General features: G+C 64.5%; 17 protein-coding genes. 9 read left to right on the forward strand and 8 right to left on the reverse strand.

What is annotated here, in order from left to right; translation table 11 throughout:
* Positions 1-47 precede the first annotated feature (47 nt).
* Both maiA and IVA93_RS02135 read left to right on the forward strand, forming a co-directional pair.
* On the forward strand, positions 48-680 hold the full coding sequence (maiA, locus tag IVA93_RS02130) for a maleylacetoacetate isomerase (protein ID WP_018452989.1): 633 nt from the start codon (positions 48-50) through the stop codon (positions 678-680).
* Positions 670-1,182 (forward strand): MarR family winged helix-turn-helix transcriptional regulator, encoded by a 513-nt coding sequence (locus IVA93_RS02135; RefSeq protein WP_018452990.1) that lies wholly within the window; start codon positions 670-672, stop codon positions 1,180-1,182. The genes maiA and IVA93_RS02135 overlap by 11 nt, the downstream gene beginning before the upstream one ends.
* A gap of 45 nt (positions 1,183-1,227) precedes the next feature.
* Here the strand turns inward: IVA93_RS02135 and IVA93_RS02140 are convergent, their stop codons facing one another.
* The 4 genes from IVA93_RS02140 to IVA93_RS02155 form a co-directional block, all read right to left on the reverse strand.
* Positions 1,228-2,841, reverse strand: a complete 1,614-nt coding sequence (locus IVA93_RS02140) for a benzoate-CoA ligase family protein (RefSeq protein ID WP_018452991.1) — start codon at positions 2,839-2,841, stop codon at positions 1,228-1,230.
* A complete protein-coding gene (locus IVA93_RS02145) occupies positions 2,838-3,977 on the reverse strand; it encodes an FAD-dependent monooxygenase (protein WP_018452992.1) in 1,140 nt (379 codons plus the stop codon). The genes IVA93_RS02140 and IVA93_RS02145 overlap by 4 nt, the downstream gene beginning before the upstream one ends.
* 267 nt (positions 3,978-4,244) lie before the next feature.
* On the reverse strand, positions 4,245-5,075 hold the full coding sequence (locus IVA93_RS02150; RefSeq protein ID WP_247299211.1) for a cysteine rich repeat-containing protein: 831 nt from the start codon (positions 5,073-5,075) through the stop codon (positions 4,245-4,247).
* A gap of 151 nt (positions 5,076-5,226) precedes the next feature.
* The gene (locus IVA93_RS02155; RefSeq protein WP_247789647.1) at positions 5,227-6,228 is read right to left on the reverse strand and encodes an NADP-dependent oxidoreductase; all 1,002 of its coding nucleotides are present in this window, start codon (positions 6,226-6,228) and stop codon (positions 5,227-5,229) included.
* 207 nt (positions 6,229-6,435) lie between these two features.
* On the opposite strand from IVA93_RS02155, the gene IVA93_RS02160 reads away from it, so the two are divergent.
* Together IVA93_RS02160 and IVA93_RS02165 are read left to right on the forward strand one after the other, a co-directional pair.
* Positions 6,436-7,731, forward strand: coding sequence for a dicarboxylate/amino acid:cation symporter (locus IVA93_RS02160; protein ID WP_027569994.1), 1,296 nt, complete (start codon positions 6,436-6,438; stop codon positions 7,729-7,731).
* 12 nt (positions 7,732-7,743) lie between these two features.
* Entirely contained in the window at positions 7,744-8,664 is a 921-nt protein-coding gene (locus IVA93_RS02165; protein ID WP_026232434.1) for an amino acid ABC transporter substrate-binding protein, read from the forward strand.
* A gap of 72 nt (positions 8,665-8,736) precedes the next feature.
* Here the strand turns inward: IVA93_RS02165 and IVA93_RS02170 are convergent, their stop codons facing one another.
* The 4 genes from IVA93_RS02170 to IVA93_RS02185 form a co-directional block, all read right to left on the reverse strand.
* Positions 8,737-9,102, reverse strand: a complete 366-nt coding sequence (locus IVA93_RS02170; protein ID WP_018452997.1) for a nuclear transport factor 2 family protein — start codon at positions 9,100-9,102, stop codon at positions 8,737-8,739.
* A gap of 166 nt (positions 9,103-9,268) precedes the next feature.
* Positions 9,269-9,619, reverse strand: coding sequence for a RidA family protein (locus tag IVA93_RS02175; RefSeq protein ID WP_007599359.1), 351 nt, complete (start codon positions 9,617-9,619; stop codon positions 9,269-9,271).
* Positions 9,620-9,752: 133 nt separating this feature from the next.
* Positions 9,753-10,673 (reverse strand): extracellular catalytic domain type 1 short-chain-length polyhydroxyalkanoate depolymerase, encoded by a 921-nt coding sequence (locus IVA93_RS02180; protein ID WP_204512766.1) that lies wholly within the window; start codon positions 10,671-10,673, stop codon positions 9,753-9,755.
* Positions 10,674-12,332 (reverse strand): FAD-binding dehydrogenase, encoded by a 1,659-nt coding sequence (locus IVA93_RS02185; RefSeq protein ID WP_026232436.1) that lies wholly within the window; start codon positions 12,330-12,332, stop codon positions 10,674-10,676.
* Between the two features lie 293 nt (positions 12,333-12,625).
* On the opposite strand from IVA93_RS02185, the gene IVA93_RS02190 reads away from it, so the two are divergent.
* From IVA93_RS02190 to IVA93_RS02210, 5 genes are all read left to right on the forward strand, one after another.
* The gene (locus IVA93_RS02190; protein ID WP_018453000.1) at positions 12,626-13,096 is read left to right on the forward strand and encodes a Clp protease/crotonase-like domain-containing protein; all 471 of its coding nucleotides are present in this window, start codon (positions 12,626-12,628) and stop codon (positions 13,094-13,096) included.
* Between the two features lie 253 nt (positions 13,097-13,349).
* Positions 13,350-13,544 (forward strand): hypothetical protein, encoded by a 195-nt coding sequence (locus tag IVA93_RS02195; RefSeq protein ID WP_026232437.1) that lies wholly within the window; start codon positions 13,350-13,352, stop codon positions 13,542-13,544.
* A gap of 24 nt (positions 13,545-13,568) precedes the next feature.
* Positions 13,569-14,159 (forward strand): SCO family protein, encoded by a 591-nt coding sequence (locus IVA93_RS02200; protein ID WP_018453003.1) that lies wholly within the window; start codon positions 13,569-13,571, stop codon positions 14,157-14,159.
* Between the two features lie 91 nt (positions 14,160-14,250).
* On the forward strand, positions 14,251-15,186 hold the full coding sequence (locus IVA93_RS02205) for an ABC transporter substrate-binding protein (RefSeq protein WP_018453004.1): 936 nt from the start codon (positions 14,251-14,253) through the stop codon (positions 15,184-15,186).
* 260 nt (positions 15,187-15,446) lie between these two features.
* Positions 15,447-15,956, forward strand: a complete 510-nt coding sequence (locus IVA93_RS02210; RefSeq protein WP_026232438.1) for a TIGR02281 family clan AA aspartic protease — start codon at positions 15,447-15,449, stop codon at positions 15,954-15,956.
* Positions 15,957-16,123: the final 167 nt, after the last annotated feature.

Raw genomic sequence — 16,123 nt, forward strand, 5'->3', positions numbered from 1 at the left:
TCTGGGTAGCGTCAACGTGCGAACAAGAACGAAACGGGAGGGTTCCGATGAAGCTGCACGGCTATTTCCGCTCCAGCGCCGCCTACCGGGTACGCATCGCGCTGAACCTCAAAGGCCGCGGTGCCGAGCACCTGCCGCATCATCTTCGCAAGGGCGAGCAATGTGCGCCAGCCTATCTCGCCATCAATCCGCAAGGCCTGGTGCCGGCGCTGGAGAACGATGCGGGCGCAGTGCTGACCCAATCGGTCGCCATCATCGAATGGCTCGACGAGACCCATCCCAACCCGCCCCTGTTGCCGAGGGATGCGTTGCAGCGCGCCAAGGTGAGGGCGTTCGCGCTGGCGATCGCCTGCGACACTCACCCCGTGCAGAACTTGAAGGTGCTGGCGCGGCTGCGCGAGCTCGGCCTTGCCGAGGAGAAGGTTCAGGACTGGGCGGCCTGGGTCAACCGCGAGGGGCTCGCGGCGTGCGAGACGCTGATCAGAAACGAGCCGGGCCCGTTCTGCTTCGGGGATGTGCCGACGCTCGCCGATCTCTGTCTTGTGCCGCAGCTCGCCAATGCGCGCCGCTTCGGCGTCGACGTCTCCGCCTATCCGCGCCTGCTTGAAGCGGAAGCTGCGGCCAAGGCCCTGCCGGCGTTCGTCAACGCCGCGCCGGAGAAGCAGCCCGATGCCGAGTAAGCCTGCCCCTCCAATCACGATAGACGCGGTCTATGCGGCGCCGGGCTATCTGTTCCGGCGCATGCAGCAGATCGCGGTCTCGATCTTCATGGAGGAGTGCAAGGCGTTCGACCTCACGCCGGTGCAATACGCGGCGCTGATCGCGATCCACACCCACCCCGGCATCGACGCGACGCGGCTGTCCGCGGTGATCGCCTTCGATCGCTCCACGCTCGGCAGCGTGATCGAGCGGCTTCAGGCCAAGGATTTCGTCGAGCGCAGGCCGGCGCCGGAAGACAAGCGGATCAAGCTGCTCTATTTGACCAAATCAGGCGCGGCGATCCTGCGCGACATCATTCCCGCCGTCGAACGCGCCCAGGCGCGGATGCTCGAGCCGCTCAAGCCAGCGGACCGCAAGGCGCTTATGGGGCTCCTGGCGCAGCTCGTCGATCTCAACAACGAGGCGTCGCGGGTGCCGCTCCGGGCGGAGGACGCGATGGAGCATCTGGGGAAGGCACCTTAATCCTGGTTGTCATCGCCCGCCTTCGCGGGCGATGGCAGCGGTGGCTCACATCCTCAGCAACGCCTGCCGGTCGATCTTCCCCGTGCCGGTCTTCGGCAGCTCGTCGATGAAGATCACCTCGCGCGGATATTTGTAAGGAAGCAGTTTGCCCTTCACGTAATCCTGCAGCCGCCGGGTCGTTTCGCTTTGATCCGCCGCGCGGGTGTTCATCACCACCACTGCCTTAAGCGTCATGCGCCGGTCCGGCAGCTCGGCGGCGAACACCGCGCATTCGCGGATGTCCGGGTGGTCGGCGAGGCAAAGCTCAACCTCGAGCGGGTAGACCCATTGGCCGGAGATCTTGATGAGATCGTCGGCGCGGCCGCGGAAGAAGTGAAAGCCATCGCCATCGCGGACGAAGCGGTCGCCGGTGTAGATCCAGCCGCCTTCGCGGATGGTCTCGGCGGATTTGTCCGGCCGGTTCCAGTACAGCGGCGTGTTGGAATCGCCGCGCACCCACAAGATGCCTTCCTCGTCGTCGGCGACATCGCGGCCGTCCTTGTCGCGCAGCGCGACCTCGTAGCCGGGCACGCGCAGGCCGGCGGCGCCGAGCTTCTTCCGCTCGGGGCGGTTGGAGAGATAGATGTGCAGCACCTCGGTCGAGCCGAGGCCTTCCACGATCTCGAGACCGGTGAGCGTCTTCCAGCCGTTGAAGACGTCGGCCGAGAGCACCTCGGCGGCCGAGAGCGCCATGCGCAGTGAGGAGAAGTCGGTCTTGTTCGCACCCTCGGCCTTGGTCAGCGATGTATAAAGCGTCGGCAGGCCGAAGAAGACCGTCGGCCTGTACTGCTCGATCGCCGAAAAGATTGCCACGGGCTTCGGCTGGCCGGGCAACAGCAGTGTCGTCGCGCCCGCCGAGAACGGGAAGGTGATCGCGTTGCCGAAGCCATAGGCGAAGAAGATTTTTGGCACCGAGAAGCAGATGTCATCCGGCGTCAGCTTCAAGACGTTCTGCGCAAAGGCGACTTCGCTATAGGCCATGTCGTGCTGGAGATGCACGATGCCCTTGGGGCGGCCGGTCGATCCGGACGAATACATCCAGAACGCCATCTCGTTGCGATGCGTGTCGGCTTCCGCGAGCTCAGTCGGAAACTGGGGGAGCCAGCCGGCGGCGGAAACGGCGTTCGGCGCGGCGTGATCGCTCGCCGGGCCATTGACGACGACCAGGGTATGCAGGGCCGTGTCCTTGCAGGCCTCGGCGTTGAAACGTGCACAGAACTCGGCGTCCGCCACCGCAACAGTCGCGCCGGAATCGGCGAGATAGAATTGCAGCAGATCCGGCGGTGTCAGCGTGTTGATCAGCAATGGCACGAAGCCGGCGCGCACCGCGCCGAAGAACGCGGCCGGGTAGGCCGGAGTGTCATCGAGGAACAACAGCACGCGATCGCCGCGCTTGAGGCCAAGCGAGGCAAAGCCGTTGCCCCAGCGCCCGGCTTCCGCGCAGAGCTCCGCGTAGGTGCGCGTGCTCGCGGGGCCGATGAGCGCGAGCTTGTCACCGTGGCCTTTGCCGACATTGTCGAACAGCACGCGGCTGGCATTGTAGACCTGCGGAACGGAAAAGCCGATCTCGCGCGCGCCCGCGCAGTCGGCGGGCACCTGGTCGTGAATCTGCCGGCTCATGCCTCGTCCCCACCGTTCTTGGCGGCTTCGTAGCGCGCCATGAAGCCCGGCGACATCGCGCGCAGGCGGGAGTCGTCGATGCGGCCGGAGCGGGTGATGTAGCTATAGGCAAAGTCCATCAGGCCCTGCTGCATGTGCTGAGCAAAGTGCTCGTACCAGAAAGCGCTGGTCCGCGCGGCATTGACGAGCTTCTGCACCACCGGCTTTCGCGCGGCCTGGTAGCGATGCAGGGCGGTCGAGAGATGGGCGTCCGATTCCAGCGCCTTGACCAGTGCAATGGCGTCCTCGATCGCGAGCCGCGTGCCGGAGCCGATCGAAAAATGCGCCGAGTGCAGGGCGTCACCGAGCAGCACCATGTTCTTGAACGACCAGTGCTCGTTCCAGACCCAGGGGAAGTTGCGCCAGACCGATTTGTTGGAAACCAGCGAGCGGCCGCCGAGCGTGTCGGCGAACACCTCCTCGCAGACACCTTTGGACTGCTCCACGTCCTTGTAGGCGAAACCGTAGGCCTGCCACGTCGCATGGTCGCATTCGACCAGGAAGGTGCTCATGGTCGGCGAGTAGCGGTAGTGATGGGCGTTGAAGGCACCGCGGTCGGTCTTGACGAAGGTCTGCGACAGCGTCTCGAAGCGCTTCGAGGTGCCGTACCAGACGAACTTGTTCGAGGAGTAGGACAGCGAGGTGCCGAAATCGCCCTCGAAGGCGCGGCGTACCAGCGAGTTCAGCCCGTCGGCAGCGACGATCAGATCGTGCCCGTTGAGCTGATCGATCGCATGAATCGGCGTGTCGAAGCGCGGGGTGACGCCGGCATTGATCGCGCGCTGCTGCAGGAATCGCAAGAGCTCGAGCCGGCCGATCGAGGAGAAGCCGACGCCGTCGATGGCCACGCTGTCGCCGCTCAGGTTCAGCGTGATGTTCTCCCAGCTCTCCATGTGCGGCGAGATCGCGTCGACCGTCTCGGGGTCGTCGGCGCGCAGGAATTCCAGGGCCTGATCAGAAAACACCACGCCAAAGCCCCAGGTCGCGTCGGCCGGGTTCTGTTCGAACAGGTCGACTTGATCCTCGGGGTGACGCTTCTTCCAGAGATAGGCGAAGTAGAGCCCACCGGGCCCCCCGCCAATCACGGCGATCCGCAACGTCTGCCTCCCTAATTGACAGTATACTTACTATCTAGGGGTAGACTAATGTGCTCCGGCCACCCGCGCCAGCGGAATTATCGGCAAGCCGCGCGGCACACCACAGCTCACGTCCGGACGCGCGTTTGGCGCGTGTCCGAAGCAGTGACCTTGCGAAGCATAGCCAAACCGTGGCGGCTTGGCCATCCGCCCCGTCAGACGCAGCGCTTCACCCGTACGCCGCCCACGAGCACGGTGGTGCAGCGGACCGCCGGATGGCACGCTTCTCTAGCGTGCCGCGAACGGCGCCAGCACGTCCTTGCAGGCAGGTGACAGCGACGCGGCGTTGCTGGCGATGCACTGCACGATGCGGCCGCCGCCAGGCGCTACGCCGGCGCACAGCGTGCGGATGTCGGCACCGCAGGCGGAGCGGACGATGAACAGCTCTTCGCGCGGCCGCAGCGGGCGCAACGCGATCACGGCGGGCGCGGCTGCCGGTGCTGCCGCCGCCGCGGGAGCCGCGCCCGGAGGTGCCGCCGTTGCTGCCGTGCCACCGCCGCCGGCCGCGGCGCTCACGGCCTTCTCGCAGGCCGGCGAAACCTTTGCCTTGTTCTTCTCGAGGCATTCGAGCGCAGGCGCGCCGCCTGGCGGCACGCTGGCGCACACCTTGGGATAATCGGCGCGGCACGCGCTCTTGACGGCAGCGACCTGCGCGCTGCTCGGCTGTTTGGCTGCCGCGTCCTTCGGCGCTGCTCCAGATGCCGGCTTTGCGGCGGGGGCGGTTTCAGCCTTCGGCGCGGCAGGCGCGGCCTCCGCCTTGGGTGGAGCCTCTTTGGGTGCAGCCTCGGTCTTCGGCGCCGCAGCAGGCTCGACGGCGCGGACCGCGGTTTGGCATCCCGAGGACAGGCTGGACATGTTCTTCTGCAGGCATTGATAGGCTTCCACGCCGCCGGGCGTGACGCTCGCGCAGTGCGCCATGAAATCCGAGCGGCATGCGGAGCGGATCGCGCTCTTTTGCGCCTCGGTCGGCGCTTGTGCGAATGCGCCTGCTGCAGTTGCGAAGAGAGCCGCCGCCAGCAACGCCCCGCGTGCCGACGCATGTTTCAACGTGTTGAACATCCGAGTATTCCTGCCCTGTCGGCAACGCCGACAATTTTTTCAAATGTGATGCAAACAATCGTCGCGGGTGATGCCGCGCGCGACATCATTGGCCGCCGCGACCTCTACCGCAAGTAGATATTGGCTTTGCAATTGCGACGTAACTACGTCGTCAGAGCTTGATCATCCGCTTGCCGCGGTTCTCGCCCGCCAGCAATCCGACCAGCGCCTTCGGCGTGTTCTCGAGGCCGTCGATGATGTCCTCCTGCACCTTCAGCTTGCCGGATGTGACCCAGGCCTGGAGGTCGGCGAGCGCTCGCTGACTCTCTTTCATGTAGTCCATCACGATGAAGCCTTGCATGACGAGCCGCTTCACCACGATCAGGCCGGGCACGCCGCGCGGGCCGTGTGCCGAGGGCGCGCCGTCATATTGCGAGATCGCACCGCAGCAGGCGATGCGGCCGTAATTGTTCATCTGCGGCAGGCAGGCTTCGAGAATGTCGCCGCCGACATTGTCGAAATAGACATCGATGCCCTTCGGAGCCGCCGCGCGCAACGCCTTGAACACCGCGCCGTCCTTGTAGTCGACGGCGGCATCGAAGCCGAGTTCGGAGGTCAGCCAGCTGCACTTGTCGGCGCCGCCGGCGATGCCGATGACCCGGCATCCCTTGATCTTCGCGATTTGCCCGACGATCGAGCCGACCGAGCCCGCGGCCGCGGAGACCACGACCGTCTCGCCCTCTCTGGGCTTGCCGATCTCCAGCAGGCCGAAATAGGCGGTGAGGCCGGCAATGCCGAACACGCTGAGCAGATGCGTCATCGGCTCGAGCTTCGGCATCTTGATGAGATGCTTGGCGGGCACTGTCGCCAACTCCTGCCAGCCGGTGTCGCCGAACACGATGTCGCCCGGCGCAAGCTCCGGCGCCTTCGAGCTGATGACCTCGGCGATGGCGCCGCCGGCCATCACGCTGTTGGCCTCCACCGCTGAACGATAGGTCGCGCCGTGCATCCAGGCGCGGTTGGCGGCGTCGAGCGAGATGTAACGCACGCGCAGCAAGGCCTCGCCGTCCTTCGGCTCGGGCACCGCACCTTCGACCAGCTTGAAGTGCTCGGGACCGAGCTTGCCGCTGGGCTTTTCCACCAAAAGAATCTGACGATTGATGCTGCCGCTCATGATGTTTCCCCTCGGTCGTTTGACGATTATTGATGCAGCGGCCGCAAGAAAAACGTGCAAGCCGCTTTCGTTGTGCGCTGCATGAAGGCTAGATCGCGGGCGCCAGTTTCGCAACGGGAACATCCGCCCGACGATCGCACGCCAAGCGTGTTGCGCAGTCGTCATATCTGCGACATCATGAAGCGGTCGGTGTAGCGGGGGTGTTCAATGTCGAACAGGTTTACGCAATTCATTCTGGTGGCGATGGTGCTCGGCATCATCATGGGCGCGGCGATCTACAATTTCCTGCCCGACACGCGGGGCGACTGGGCCTCGTCCATCAACCTGATCGCCGTGATTTTCCTGCGCCTGATCAAGATGATCATCGCGCCGCTGGTATTTGCGACCCTGGTCGGCGGCATTGCTCATATGGGCTCGGGCTCCAAGCTCGGCCGCATCTTCGCCAAGACCATGGGCTGGTTCGTCAGCGCCTCTTTCGTCTCGCTGATGCTCGGCCTCGTGATGGTCAATCTGCTCCAGCCCGGCGCGAATTTCCCGGGTACGCTGCCTGACAAGGCGCAGTCGACCGGCCTGCCGGTTTCCGCCTTCTCGATCGAAAAATTCCTGACCCATCTGATCCCGACCTCGATCGCGGATGCGATGGCGCAGAACGAGATCCTGCAGATCGTGATCTTCGCCGTGTTCTTCTCGGTGGCGATGGGCTCGATGCCCGAGCGCTCCAAGCCGATCCTGGCGCTGATCGACGACATCGGCCACATCATGCTCAAGGTGACGGGCTATGTGATGCTGTTCGCGCCGTTCGCGGTCTGGGCCGCCATCACCGCGACGGTTGCCAAGAACGGCCTGCTAGTGCTCTGGAAGCTCATCGTCTTCATGGGTGGCTTCTATCTCTCGCTCGCGCTCCTGTGGGGCATCCTGGTGGTCGTGGGCTTCATCGTGATCGGGCCGCGCTACGCCCATCTGCTGAAGCTGATCCGCGAACCGCTGATGATCGCGTTCTCCACCGCGAGCTCGGAAGCGGCGTATCCGAAAACTCTGGAGGGGTTGAACAAGTTCGGCGCCTCGTCGCGGATATCGAGCTTCGTGCTGCCGCTCGGCTATTCCTTCAATCTCGACGGCACGATGATGTACTGCACCTTCGCGAGCGTCTTCATCGCGCAGAGCTATCACATCGACATGCCGCTCGGCACCCAGCTCGCGATGCTGGCAACGCTGATGATCACCTCGAAGGGCGTGGCCGGCGTGCCGCGCGCCTCCCTCGTGGTGATCGCCTCGACGCTCTCGCAGTTCGGCATCCCCGAGGCGGGGCTGTTGATGATCATGGGCATCGACACCTTCCTCGACATGGGCCGCAGCGCCACCAACGTGATCGGCAACACGCTCGCGACCTCGGTCGTGGCCAAGTGGGAAGGCGAGCTCGGGCCCGAGCACGAGCTTGAACCTGGCGATGCCGTGCCGGGGGACATGATCCCCGGCGAAGTGCCTGCGATGGCCGGCCATTGATCGGAGTGCATCATGCGCCTTTCAATGGCGATATCGGGCGGCCTGTTGCTGGCAGCGTGCCTGCTGGCCACGGGTGCCTCCGCCCAGACCGGTGGCAGCGAAGGGCTTAGCCCGACGCTGTCGGCGATCAAGACCGCGCACACCGTGCGCCTCGGCTATCGCGAGAGCTCGCCGCCGTTCTCCTTCCTCGACCAGGCCAACCGGCCGATCGGCTACAGCCTCGAGCTTTGCGAGGCTATTGTCGAGGAGATCGGCGTCGAGGTCGACGATCCCAATCTGAAGATCGCCTACGTCAAGGTCACCTCCGATGACCGCATCGACGCCGTGCTCCAGAACAAGATCGACCTGGAATGCGGCTCGACCACGGCCAATGCCGAGCGCGGCAAGCGCGTCGCCTTCTCGCCGCTGATGTTCGTCGCCGGCACCAAGCTGATGGTGCCGAAGGCGTCCAGCGTCCAGTCACTGACTGATCTGAAGGGCAAGACCGTCGTGGTGACGAAGGGCACCACCAACGAGCAGGCGATCCAGGCGGCCGACAAGAAGTCATCGTTGGGACTGACCATCGTTGTCGGTGCCGATCACGAACAGTCATACCAGATGCTCGTCGACGGCAAGGCCGATGCGTTCGCGACCGACGACATCCTGCTGTCCAGCCTGATCGTGCGTCACAAGGCACAGGACAAGTTCCGCGTCACCGGCGATTACCTGTCCTACGACCCCTACGGCATCATGTTCCGCAAGGGCGAACCGCAACTGGCGGCGGTGGTCGATCGCACTTTCCGCAAGCTCGGCTCCAACCACGACCTCGTTCCGCTCTACAACAAATGGTTCACCGCACGGCTTCCGACCGGCGAACGGCTGAACGTGCCGATCTCGCTGCAGCTGGAGGAAGCCTTCAAGGCGATGGACGATTCCGCGAGCGCGAATAACTAGCGCCTGTGCGACGAACGAAAGTGTGCCCTCTCCCTTACCGGGGGAGAGGGCGCAGCAACGAGCAGCGCGCGCTCACGTGCCGGCGGGCACCTGGTCCAGAAATCCCGTGATGCTCCTGATACGGCCGTCCTTCAGCACGGCGAAATCCGTACCCTTGATCGGGCTGTCGATGCCGTCAGGACCAAGGCCCCAACTGAAGCGGACATGGTCGCCGTAGCCGTTGGGCTCGCCGATCAGCTTGAATTTGAAATCGGGGAAGCGCTGCTGCACGCCTGCGATCAGCGCATCGACGCCGTCATGGCCGTCGCCCTTCATCAGGGGATCGACATAGCTCGCATCCGCCGTCCAGTTCTGGCTCAGCAGTTCGCGCCGGCGGTCAGCTGCACGTTCGTTCCAGAGATCGATGTAGCGGCGAGCGATGGTGATGGGATCGGTCATTGTCGTCTCCTTCGATGGCGCCGTGTCGTTCGGCTGACATGATTATCGAAGGTTTGCGCGCGCTGATCGATTACCTCGGAGGTCATGCGCATGATGCGGGAAAGTGTGAAGCGGTTTCCCGATCGGATCATGCGCCGACAAGCGCGCGCAAATGTTTGTCGCGAACTTACTTGGCCGCCGTGACCATGATTTCGACGGTGTATTGTGCCGCCGCGAGCTTGGCTTCGACGGTGGCGCGTGCCGGCGTGTTGCCGGGCGAGACCCAGGCGTCCCACACCGCGTTCATCTCGCCAAACGTCTTCATGTCGGTGATGTAGATCGTGGCCGAAAGAAGTTTGGACTTGTCGGTGCCGGCCTTGGCGAGATGGCTGTCGATAGTCGCCAGAATGTCCTGGGTCTGCTTCGTCACGCTTTCGCCGGCGGCGTTGTTGGCGACGACACCGGCGAGATAGACTGTGTTACCGTGCACGACGACCTGGCTCATGCGCGGGCCGGTTTCAAGACGCTGAATGCTCATTGGGGGTCTCCTTTGAATGGCGGCCCTGTCTAGCGCAGCGGCTTGCCCTGTGCCACCCCAGGCACGCATGCGTTGCCGGGCACGCATGCGTTGCCAGGCACGCATGCGTCATCGGCGATGCCTGAGTTGCACTTCAGGGAAACTGGCCGAAGAACGTCCAGATCGTTTCGGCTGCGTCGATGTCGCCGTTCTGCGACCCGAGCAAGCTGGCGGCGACCTTCGGGAAGCGGGCATCCGGAGAAAATCCGGGCATGCGATGACCGCCTTGATTGATGCGATAAAGCACGACGTCGTGCCCTTCAGGACAGCGCGAGGAGATCCGCGTCACCGTGGACTGGTCTGCTGGCGCCCTGTCGGGCAAATCGGTCATGTCGGCATTATCGGTCTCGCAGCCGTTGAGCTTGCGCCAGAACGCAAGCGTCTCGTCGGTGGACCAAAAACTGTCTGCGGCATAATAGCTCGATCCGCGGCCGCCTTCGTAGGGGACCAGCGGATCGGCCGTGCCGTTCATCAGCAGCATCGGCAACGGCCGCGACGGATGGCACGTGACAGCGGTCTCATCAGTGAGGTTCATGCTCACGCTCGCGCCGGCAGCAAACAGATCGGCTCGGGCGCAGACCAGCGTCATTGCCATGGCGCCGCCATTGGAGATGCCGGTGACATAGACGCGGCGAGGATCGGCGGTGCCGTTCGCCACCAGCTTCTCGACGAGCTTTGCGATGAAGGCGACGTCGTCGGTACCCGCGGGCGGGCCACGGAGCGCCGGTCCCGCCTTGGTCCTCGCATCGGCCCATGCGTGGTTGAGGCCATCAGGAAAGACCACCGCAAACCCTTCGCGCTTTGCGACCTGCGGCCACGCTGTCCGCGTCATCATGTCGGCTCCGCGCTGCGTCTTGCCGTGCAGCACGACGACGAGCGGCACGAGCCGCTTCGACGGCAGTTGCACAGTGTAGGACCGCTTCACACCGTCAATATCGATCGTATCCGCGGACGCAGCCGAGGCAGCGGCTAATGCCGCAACAAACGCCCCGATGCGCAGCCGCGGCCGCATCATCTAGCCCACGGCCTTCGCCGCGGCCCGGCCCGCATTGCGGCCCGAGAACAGGCAGCCGCCGAGGAACGTGCCTTCCAGCGAACGATAGCCGTGCACGCCGCCGCCGCCGAAGCCGGCGGCTTCGCCGGCTGCATAGAGGCCGGGGATGACGCTGCCCTCCTCGCCGAACACGCGCGAAGAGAGGTCGGTCTCGAAACCGCCGAGCGTCTTGCGGGTGAGGATGTTGAGCTTGACCGCGATCAGCGGCCCTTGCGCGGGATCGAGGATGCGGTGAGGGGAGGCGGTGCGGATCAGTCTGTCGCCGATATAGCGCCGCGCATTGTGAATGTTCATCACCTGCGCATCCTTGACGTAAGGGTTGGCGATCTCTCGGTCGCGCGCCTCGATCTGCATCCTGATGTGCTCGAGCTTGAGGAGGTCGCTGCCGGCCAGCTTGTTCATGGCCGCAACGAGATCCTCGATCTTGTCGCGCACGATGAAGTCGACACCATGGCTTTTGAACGCTTCCACCGGCGCCGGCGCGCCCTTGTTGGTGGCGCGCTTGATGGTCATACGCCAGCTCTTGCCGGTGAGGTCGGGATTCTGCTCCGAGCCCGACAGCGCAAACTCCTTCTTGATGATGCTCTGGGTCAGGATGAACCAGGAATAATCGTAGCCGGTGGACATGATGTATTGGAGCTGGCCGAGCGTGTCGGAGCCGGGAAACAACGGCGCCGGCAGGCGCGTGCCGGTGGCGTCGAACCACATCGAGGAGGGGCCGGGCAGGATGCGGATGCCGTGGCGCGGCCAGATCGGTGACCAGTTCTGGATGCCTTCGACATAATGCCACATGCGGTCGCGGTTGATCAGCCGCGCGCCTGCTTTCTCGGTGATGCCGATCATGCGGCCGTCGACATGCTCGGGCACGCCGGAGATCATGAATTTCGGCGGCGCGCCGAGTCGCTTCGGCCAGTTCTGCCGCACCAGCTCGTGATTGCCGCCGATGCCGCCGGACGCCACGATCACGGCTTGGGCCTTCAACGCAAACTCGCCGACAACATTGCGCGACGAACTCTTGCCGCGCTCGACATTGTCGGGGGCGAGAATGGCGCCGCCGACGCCATCCACCGTACCGTTGGTGATCGAGAGCGCATCGACGCGATGGCGGAACCGAAAGCTCAGCCGGCCGCTTCTGACCGCCTCGCGCGCCCGGCGCTCGAACGGCTCGACGATGCCGGGCCCGGTGCCCCAGGTGACATGAAAGCGCGGCACCGAATTGCCGTGGCCCATCGCGTCATAACCACCGCGCTCGGCCCATCCGACCACGGGGAAAATGCGATGGCCCATCGCTCGCAGCCATGCACGCTTCTCGCCGGCCGCGAACGCCACATAGGCGTCGGCCCATTGCCGCGGCCAGAAATCCTCGTCGCGGTCGAAGCCGGCGGTGCCGAGCCAGTCCTGCATCGCGAGGTCGAAGGAGTCCTTGATGCCGAGCCGGCGCTGCTCCGGCGAATCGACCAGGAATAATCCGCCGAACGACCAGAACGCCTGGCCGCCGAGCGACTGCTCGCCCTCCTGGTCGACCACGATTACGCGCTTGCCGGCGTCCGCGATCTCGGTTGCGGCCACCAGGCCCGACAGTCCTGCGCCGACAACGATGACGTCAGTCTCTTCAGCCATCTGTTCGGCCATATGTTTCCCCCTCCATGTGTTTCGCCCTCCACAGGTTCCTCCCTGTAGTTGCCCGGATTGAAGCCGGCGGTTGCAACTGAGATCAAGAGGACGGCGCGTAAGACATCGTTAACTTGTTCCACTTCGGGAAAAAGACCGGCTGAGTGCAGCGCCGGCGCAACACTGGATTTGAATTTGTTTTGAGCGAGCCGGCATGCCTAGACAAAACCGCGGTTACGACGGACCCTAGCAGGGCATCACCACCTGACACACAGATTCGAATTCGACTGGGGCGGGGGCCAATGAAGTTTCTGACGGGGTTGCTTGCGGCGGTTCTCCTGATCGCGAGCATGGGCGCTTCTCACGCGGTGGTTCGGATCGCGGATGACCGCGGCGGCCGGATCGGAACCTACGTCGACAAATACCAGGACCTGCGACAGTCGGGCGATACCGTCATCATCGACGGTCTCTGCGCCTCTGCCTGCACCATCGTCCTCGGCGCCATCCCGCCTGACCGCATCTGCGTGACGTCGCACGCCACACTGGGCTTCCACGCCGCGTGGGATTTCGGCAGCAACGGCCGCGCCGTCACCAATACCGAAGCGACCCAGATGCTCTATGCGATGTATCCCTCGCAGGTGAAGCGCTGGATCAATCAGCGCGGCGGCCTCACCCCGCATATGCTCTTCCTGAAGGGCCGGCAGCTCCAGGCTATGTACAAGCCTTGCTACCTCGACGCGCAGGCCTCGGCCAACAAGCCATCGTCGCGGTAGGCCGCGGCAGTCATTCGCCTTTCACTAATCTGTCGTCATGGCCGGGCTTGTCCCGGCCATCCACGTTCTTGGGCCCGGCTGGAAAGTCCGTGGATGCCCGGGCCTTCGCCTCGCGGAAGCGGCTTCGGCCGCGCAAGCCCGGCATGACGGAGAACCTCCGTATCACAAGTTCTCCAGCCCGCCCGCCGCGCTTGCCCGGCCCGGTCCCAGCGCCTATTTGAAAGGCAGGGAACCCTTCACCCCGATCGTTGTCATGGCTCAACCACTGCACCCTACCCATCCTGTATCGGACAATTCGCCCACTGCCGGCCGGACGCCGGTCGTGCTGCTGTTGGCAGGTGCTGGCGTCGGCGGCCTGGTCGTGCTCGGCGCGCTCGCGCTCTGGTTCCACTACGGCAGCCAGGTGTTCTTCGAAATGATCAGGACCGGTCTTGCCGCCTGCTTCTGACACGCGACAGGAAGTTTTCCGCTCATGAGCCCTACCGCCCGTCCGCTGGTGATCGCGACCGCCTTCGCCGCAAGCCTCGTCCTCGGGCTGCTGATCGTATTCTGGGCCATGGGCGGGGTCGGCAAGGTGGCGCAGCCGGCCGCGATCGGCGGCCCGTTCCAGCTCACCGACCAGAACGGCAAGACCGTCACCGACAAGAACCTCAAGGGCAAGCCGACCCTGATCTTCTTCGGCTACACCCATTGTCCCGACGTCTGCCCAACCTCGCTGTTCGAGATCTCGGAAGTGCTGCGCGCGATGGGCAAGGACGCCGACAAGGTCAATGCCGTCTTCATCTCGGTCGATCCCGAGCGCGATACGCCGGCCGCGATGAAGGATTATCTGTCGAGCTTCGACCCGCACCTCGAAGGGCTGAGCGGCGATCCTGCCGAGACCGCCAAGGTGATCACCTCCTACCGGGTCTATGCCAAGAAGGTCCCGACCAAGGACGGCGACTACACCATGGACCACACGGCGCTGATCTATCTGATGGATCGCGACGGCCGCTTCGTCTCGCCGTTCAACCTGAAGCGCACGCCGGAAGAAGCCGCAGGGGAGTTGAAGCGGTATCTGTAGGCTTCCCTATTGACCGCAATCCGCGCTCGCGTTCCCGGCCGGATGGGCTATAAGGCCCTCCGATCCCAACGAAAATCGTTCATTTCAGCCGATGGCTCCATCGCAACAGGCGAAATCGTCCAAATCCGCCCGTGGCTTGCTGACCGGGCTGATCGTCGGCGTCTGCGCGCTCGCTGCTGCGCCGTCCGCGCAGGCGCAGGCCCCGGCCAAGCAGCCCCCAACGGCGCCGCAAGCCTCACCTCAGGTCGCGCCGCAAGCCGCCCCGCAGGCGGTGCCGGGTTTCTGGGACCCGCGGCGGCGGCCGGAGCGGCCGGACCTGTCGCGCCTGACCGTGATCCGTTTCCTGACCGAGACCGACTATCCGCCGTTCAACTACACCGGCGCCGACGGTAATCCGGCCGGCTTCAACGTCGACTTCGCGCGCGCGCTGTGCGAGGAGATCAAGGTCACTTGCACGGTGCAGATGCGGCGCTTCGAGACGCTGGTCGATGCGCTCGCCTCCAACCGGGGCGATGCCATCATCGCCTCGATGGCGGTGAGTCCGCAGCTCCGCGCCCGGGTCGACTTCACCGATCCCTATTACCGCGTGCCTGCGCGCTTTGCTTCGCGCAAGGACGCGGTGATGCCGGAGATCCGGCCCGAATATCTCGAAGGCAAGAAGGTCGGCGTCATCGCCGGCTCCGCGCATGAGGCCTATCTCAAGGCCCTGTTCACCGACGCCGAGCTGCACCCTTATCCCAACGACGACGCTATGCGCGGCGCCTTGCGCAAGGGCGAGGTCGATTTCATCTTCGGCGACGCCATCGCGCTCGCGTTCTGGATCAACGGCACGGATTCCGGCGATTGCTGCGCCTTCTCCGGCGGCCCCTTCGTCGAGAGCCGTTTCTTCGGCGAGGGCATTGGCATCGCCGTACGCAAGGGCAACGACGTGCTGCGCCAGGCCCTGAACTGGGCGATGTTCCGCGTCTGGGAGAAGGGCCGCTACACCGATCTGTGGCTGCGGTATTTCTCGGTGAGCCCGTTCTAGTCCCAGGCGCCGTTGCCAATTCCTCATCCTGACGAGCTTGCGTAGCAAGCGTCTCGAAGGATGACGGCCCCGCTGGTGGCCGGGCCCTTCGAGACCCGCGCTTCGCGGGCACCTCAGGATGAGGATATGTCGTATCCGCGACACCGGCGCATTAACCGTCCGCTCATCCTTTTCGTCAAAATAGCACCGCTCTGGCCGCAGCGTCGCTCGCGGAGCGGCCTTCCGCGTGGTGAAATCGAGCTTCGGCTTCGAGTGGTGTGATGCGTAACATAATGATCTTCGCGGCGATCATGATCGGCCTCGGCACCTTCATGGCGCAGATGGCGGACAGGATGAGCTCCGCCTCGGCGACGTCGGTGCCGCGTACGGTCGCAGTCGCGTCCACCGCGGCGGCCGGCGGCCGCAGCCTCAACATCCCCCGCGACGGCCGCGGCCACTTCCAAACCGAGGGCCGGATCGAAGGCCAGCGCATCGGCTTCATGGTCGACACCGGCGCCTCCGTGGTCGCGCTGAACGAGACCTCGGCCGCCCGCTTCGGCCTGCGTCCCTCGCGCAGCGATTACAACGCCACCGTCTCCACCGCCAACGGCACCATCAAGGCCGCGCGCACTCGCATCGCCATGCTCGATGTCGGCGGCCTAATCGTGCGCGACGTCGATGCCATGGTGCTGCCCGACGAAGCACTGTCCGAGAACCTGCTCGGTCTCTCCTTCCTCTCCCGCCTCAGGCGCTTCGAATACGCCAACGGTCAGATGGTGCTGGAGCAGTAAAGGTCCTCCCAAAGGCGACGGCGACACATATTTCAAGAAAATCTCTATTTCGATCGCTCTCGCGGACAGATTTCCCGTTACCAAACTGCCGCAATTATCATCCATAAGCTGCCATTCCCGCCTTCCGCTGCAGCCCGGCATTCGCTAAGGCTGCATCAAATCCTGGC

This window comes from Bradyrhizobium sp. 155, assembly GCF_023101105.1.
Taxonomy (GTDB): domain Bacteria; phylum Pseudomonadota; class Alphaproteobacteria; order Rhizobiales; family Xanthobacteraceae; genus Bradyrhizobium; species Bradyrhizobium canariense_D.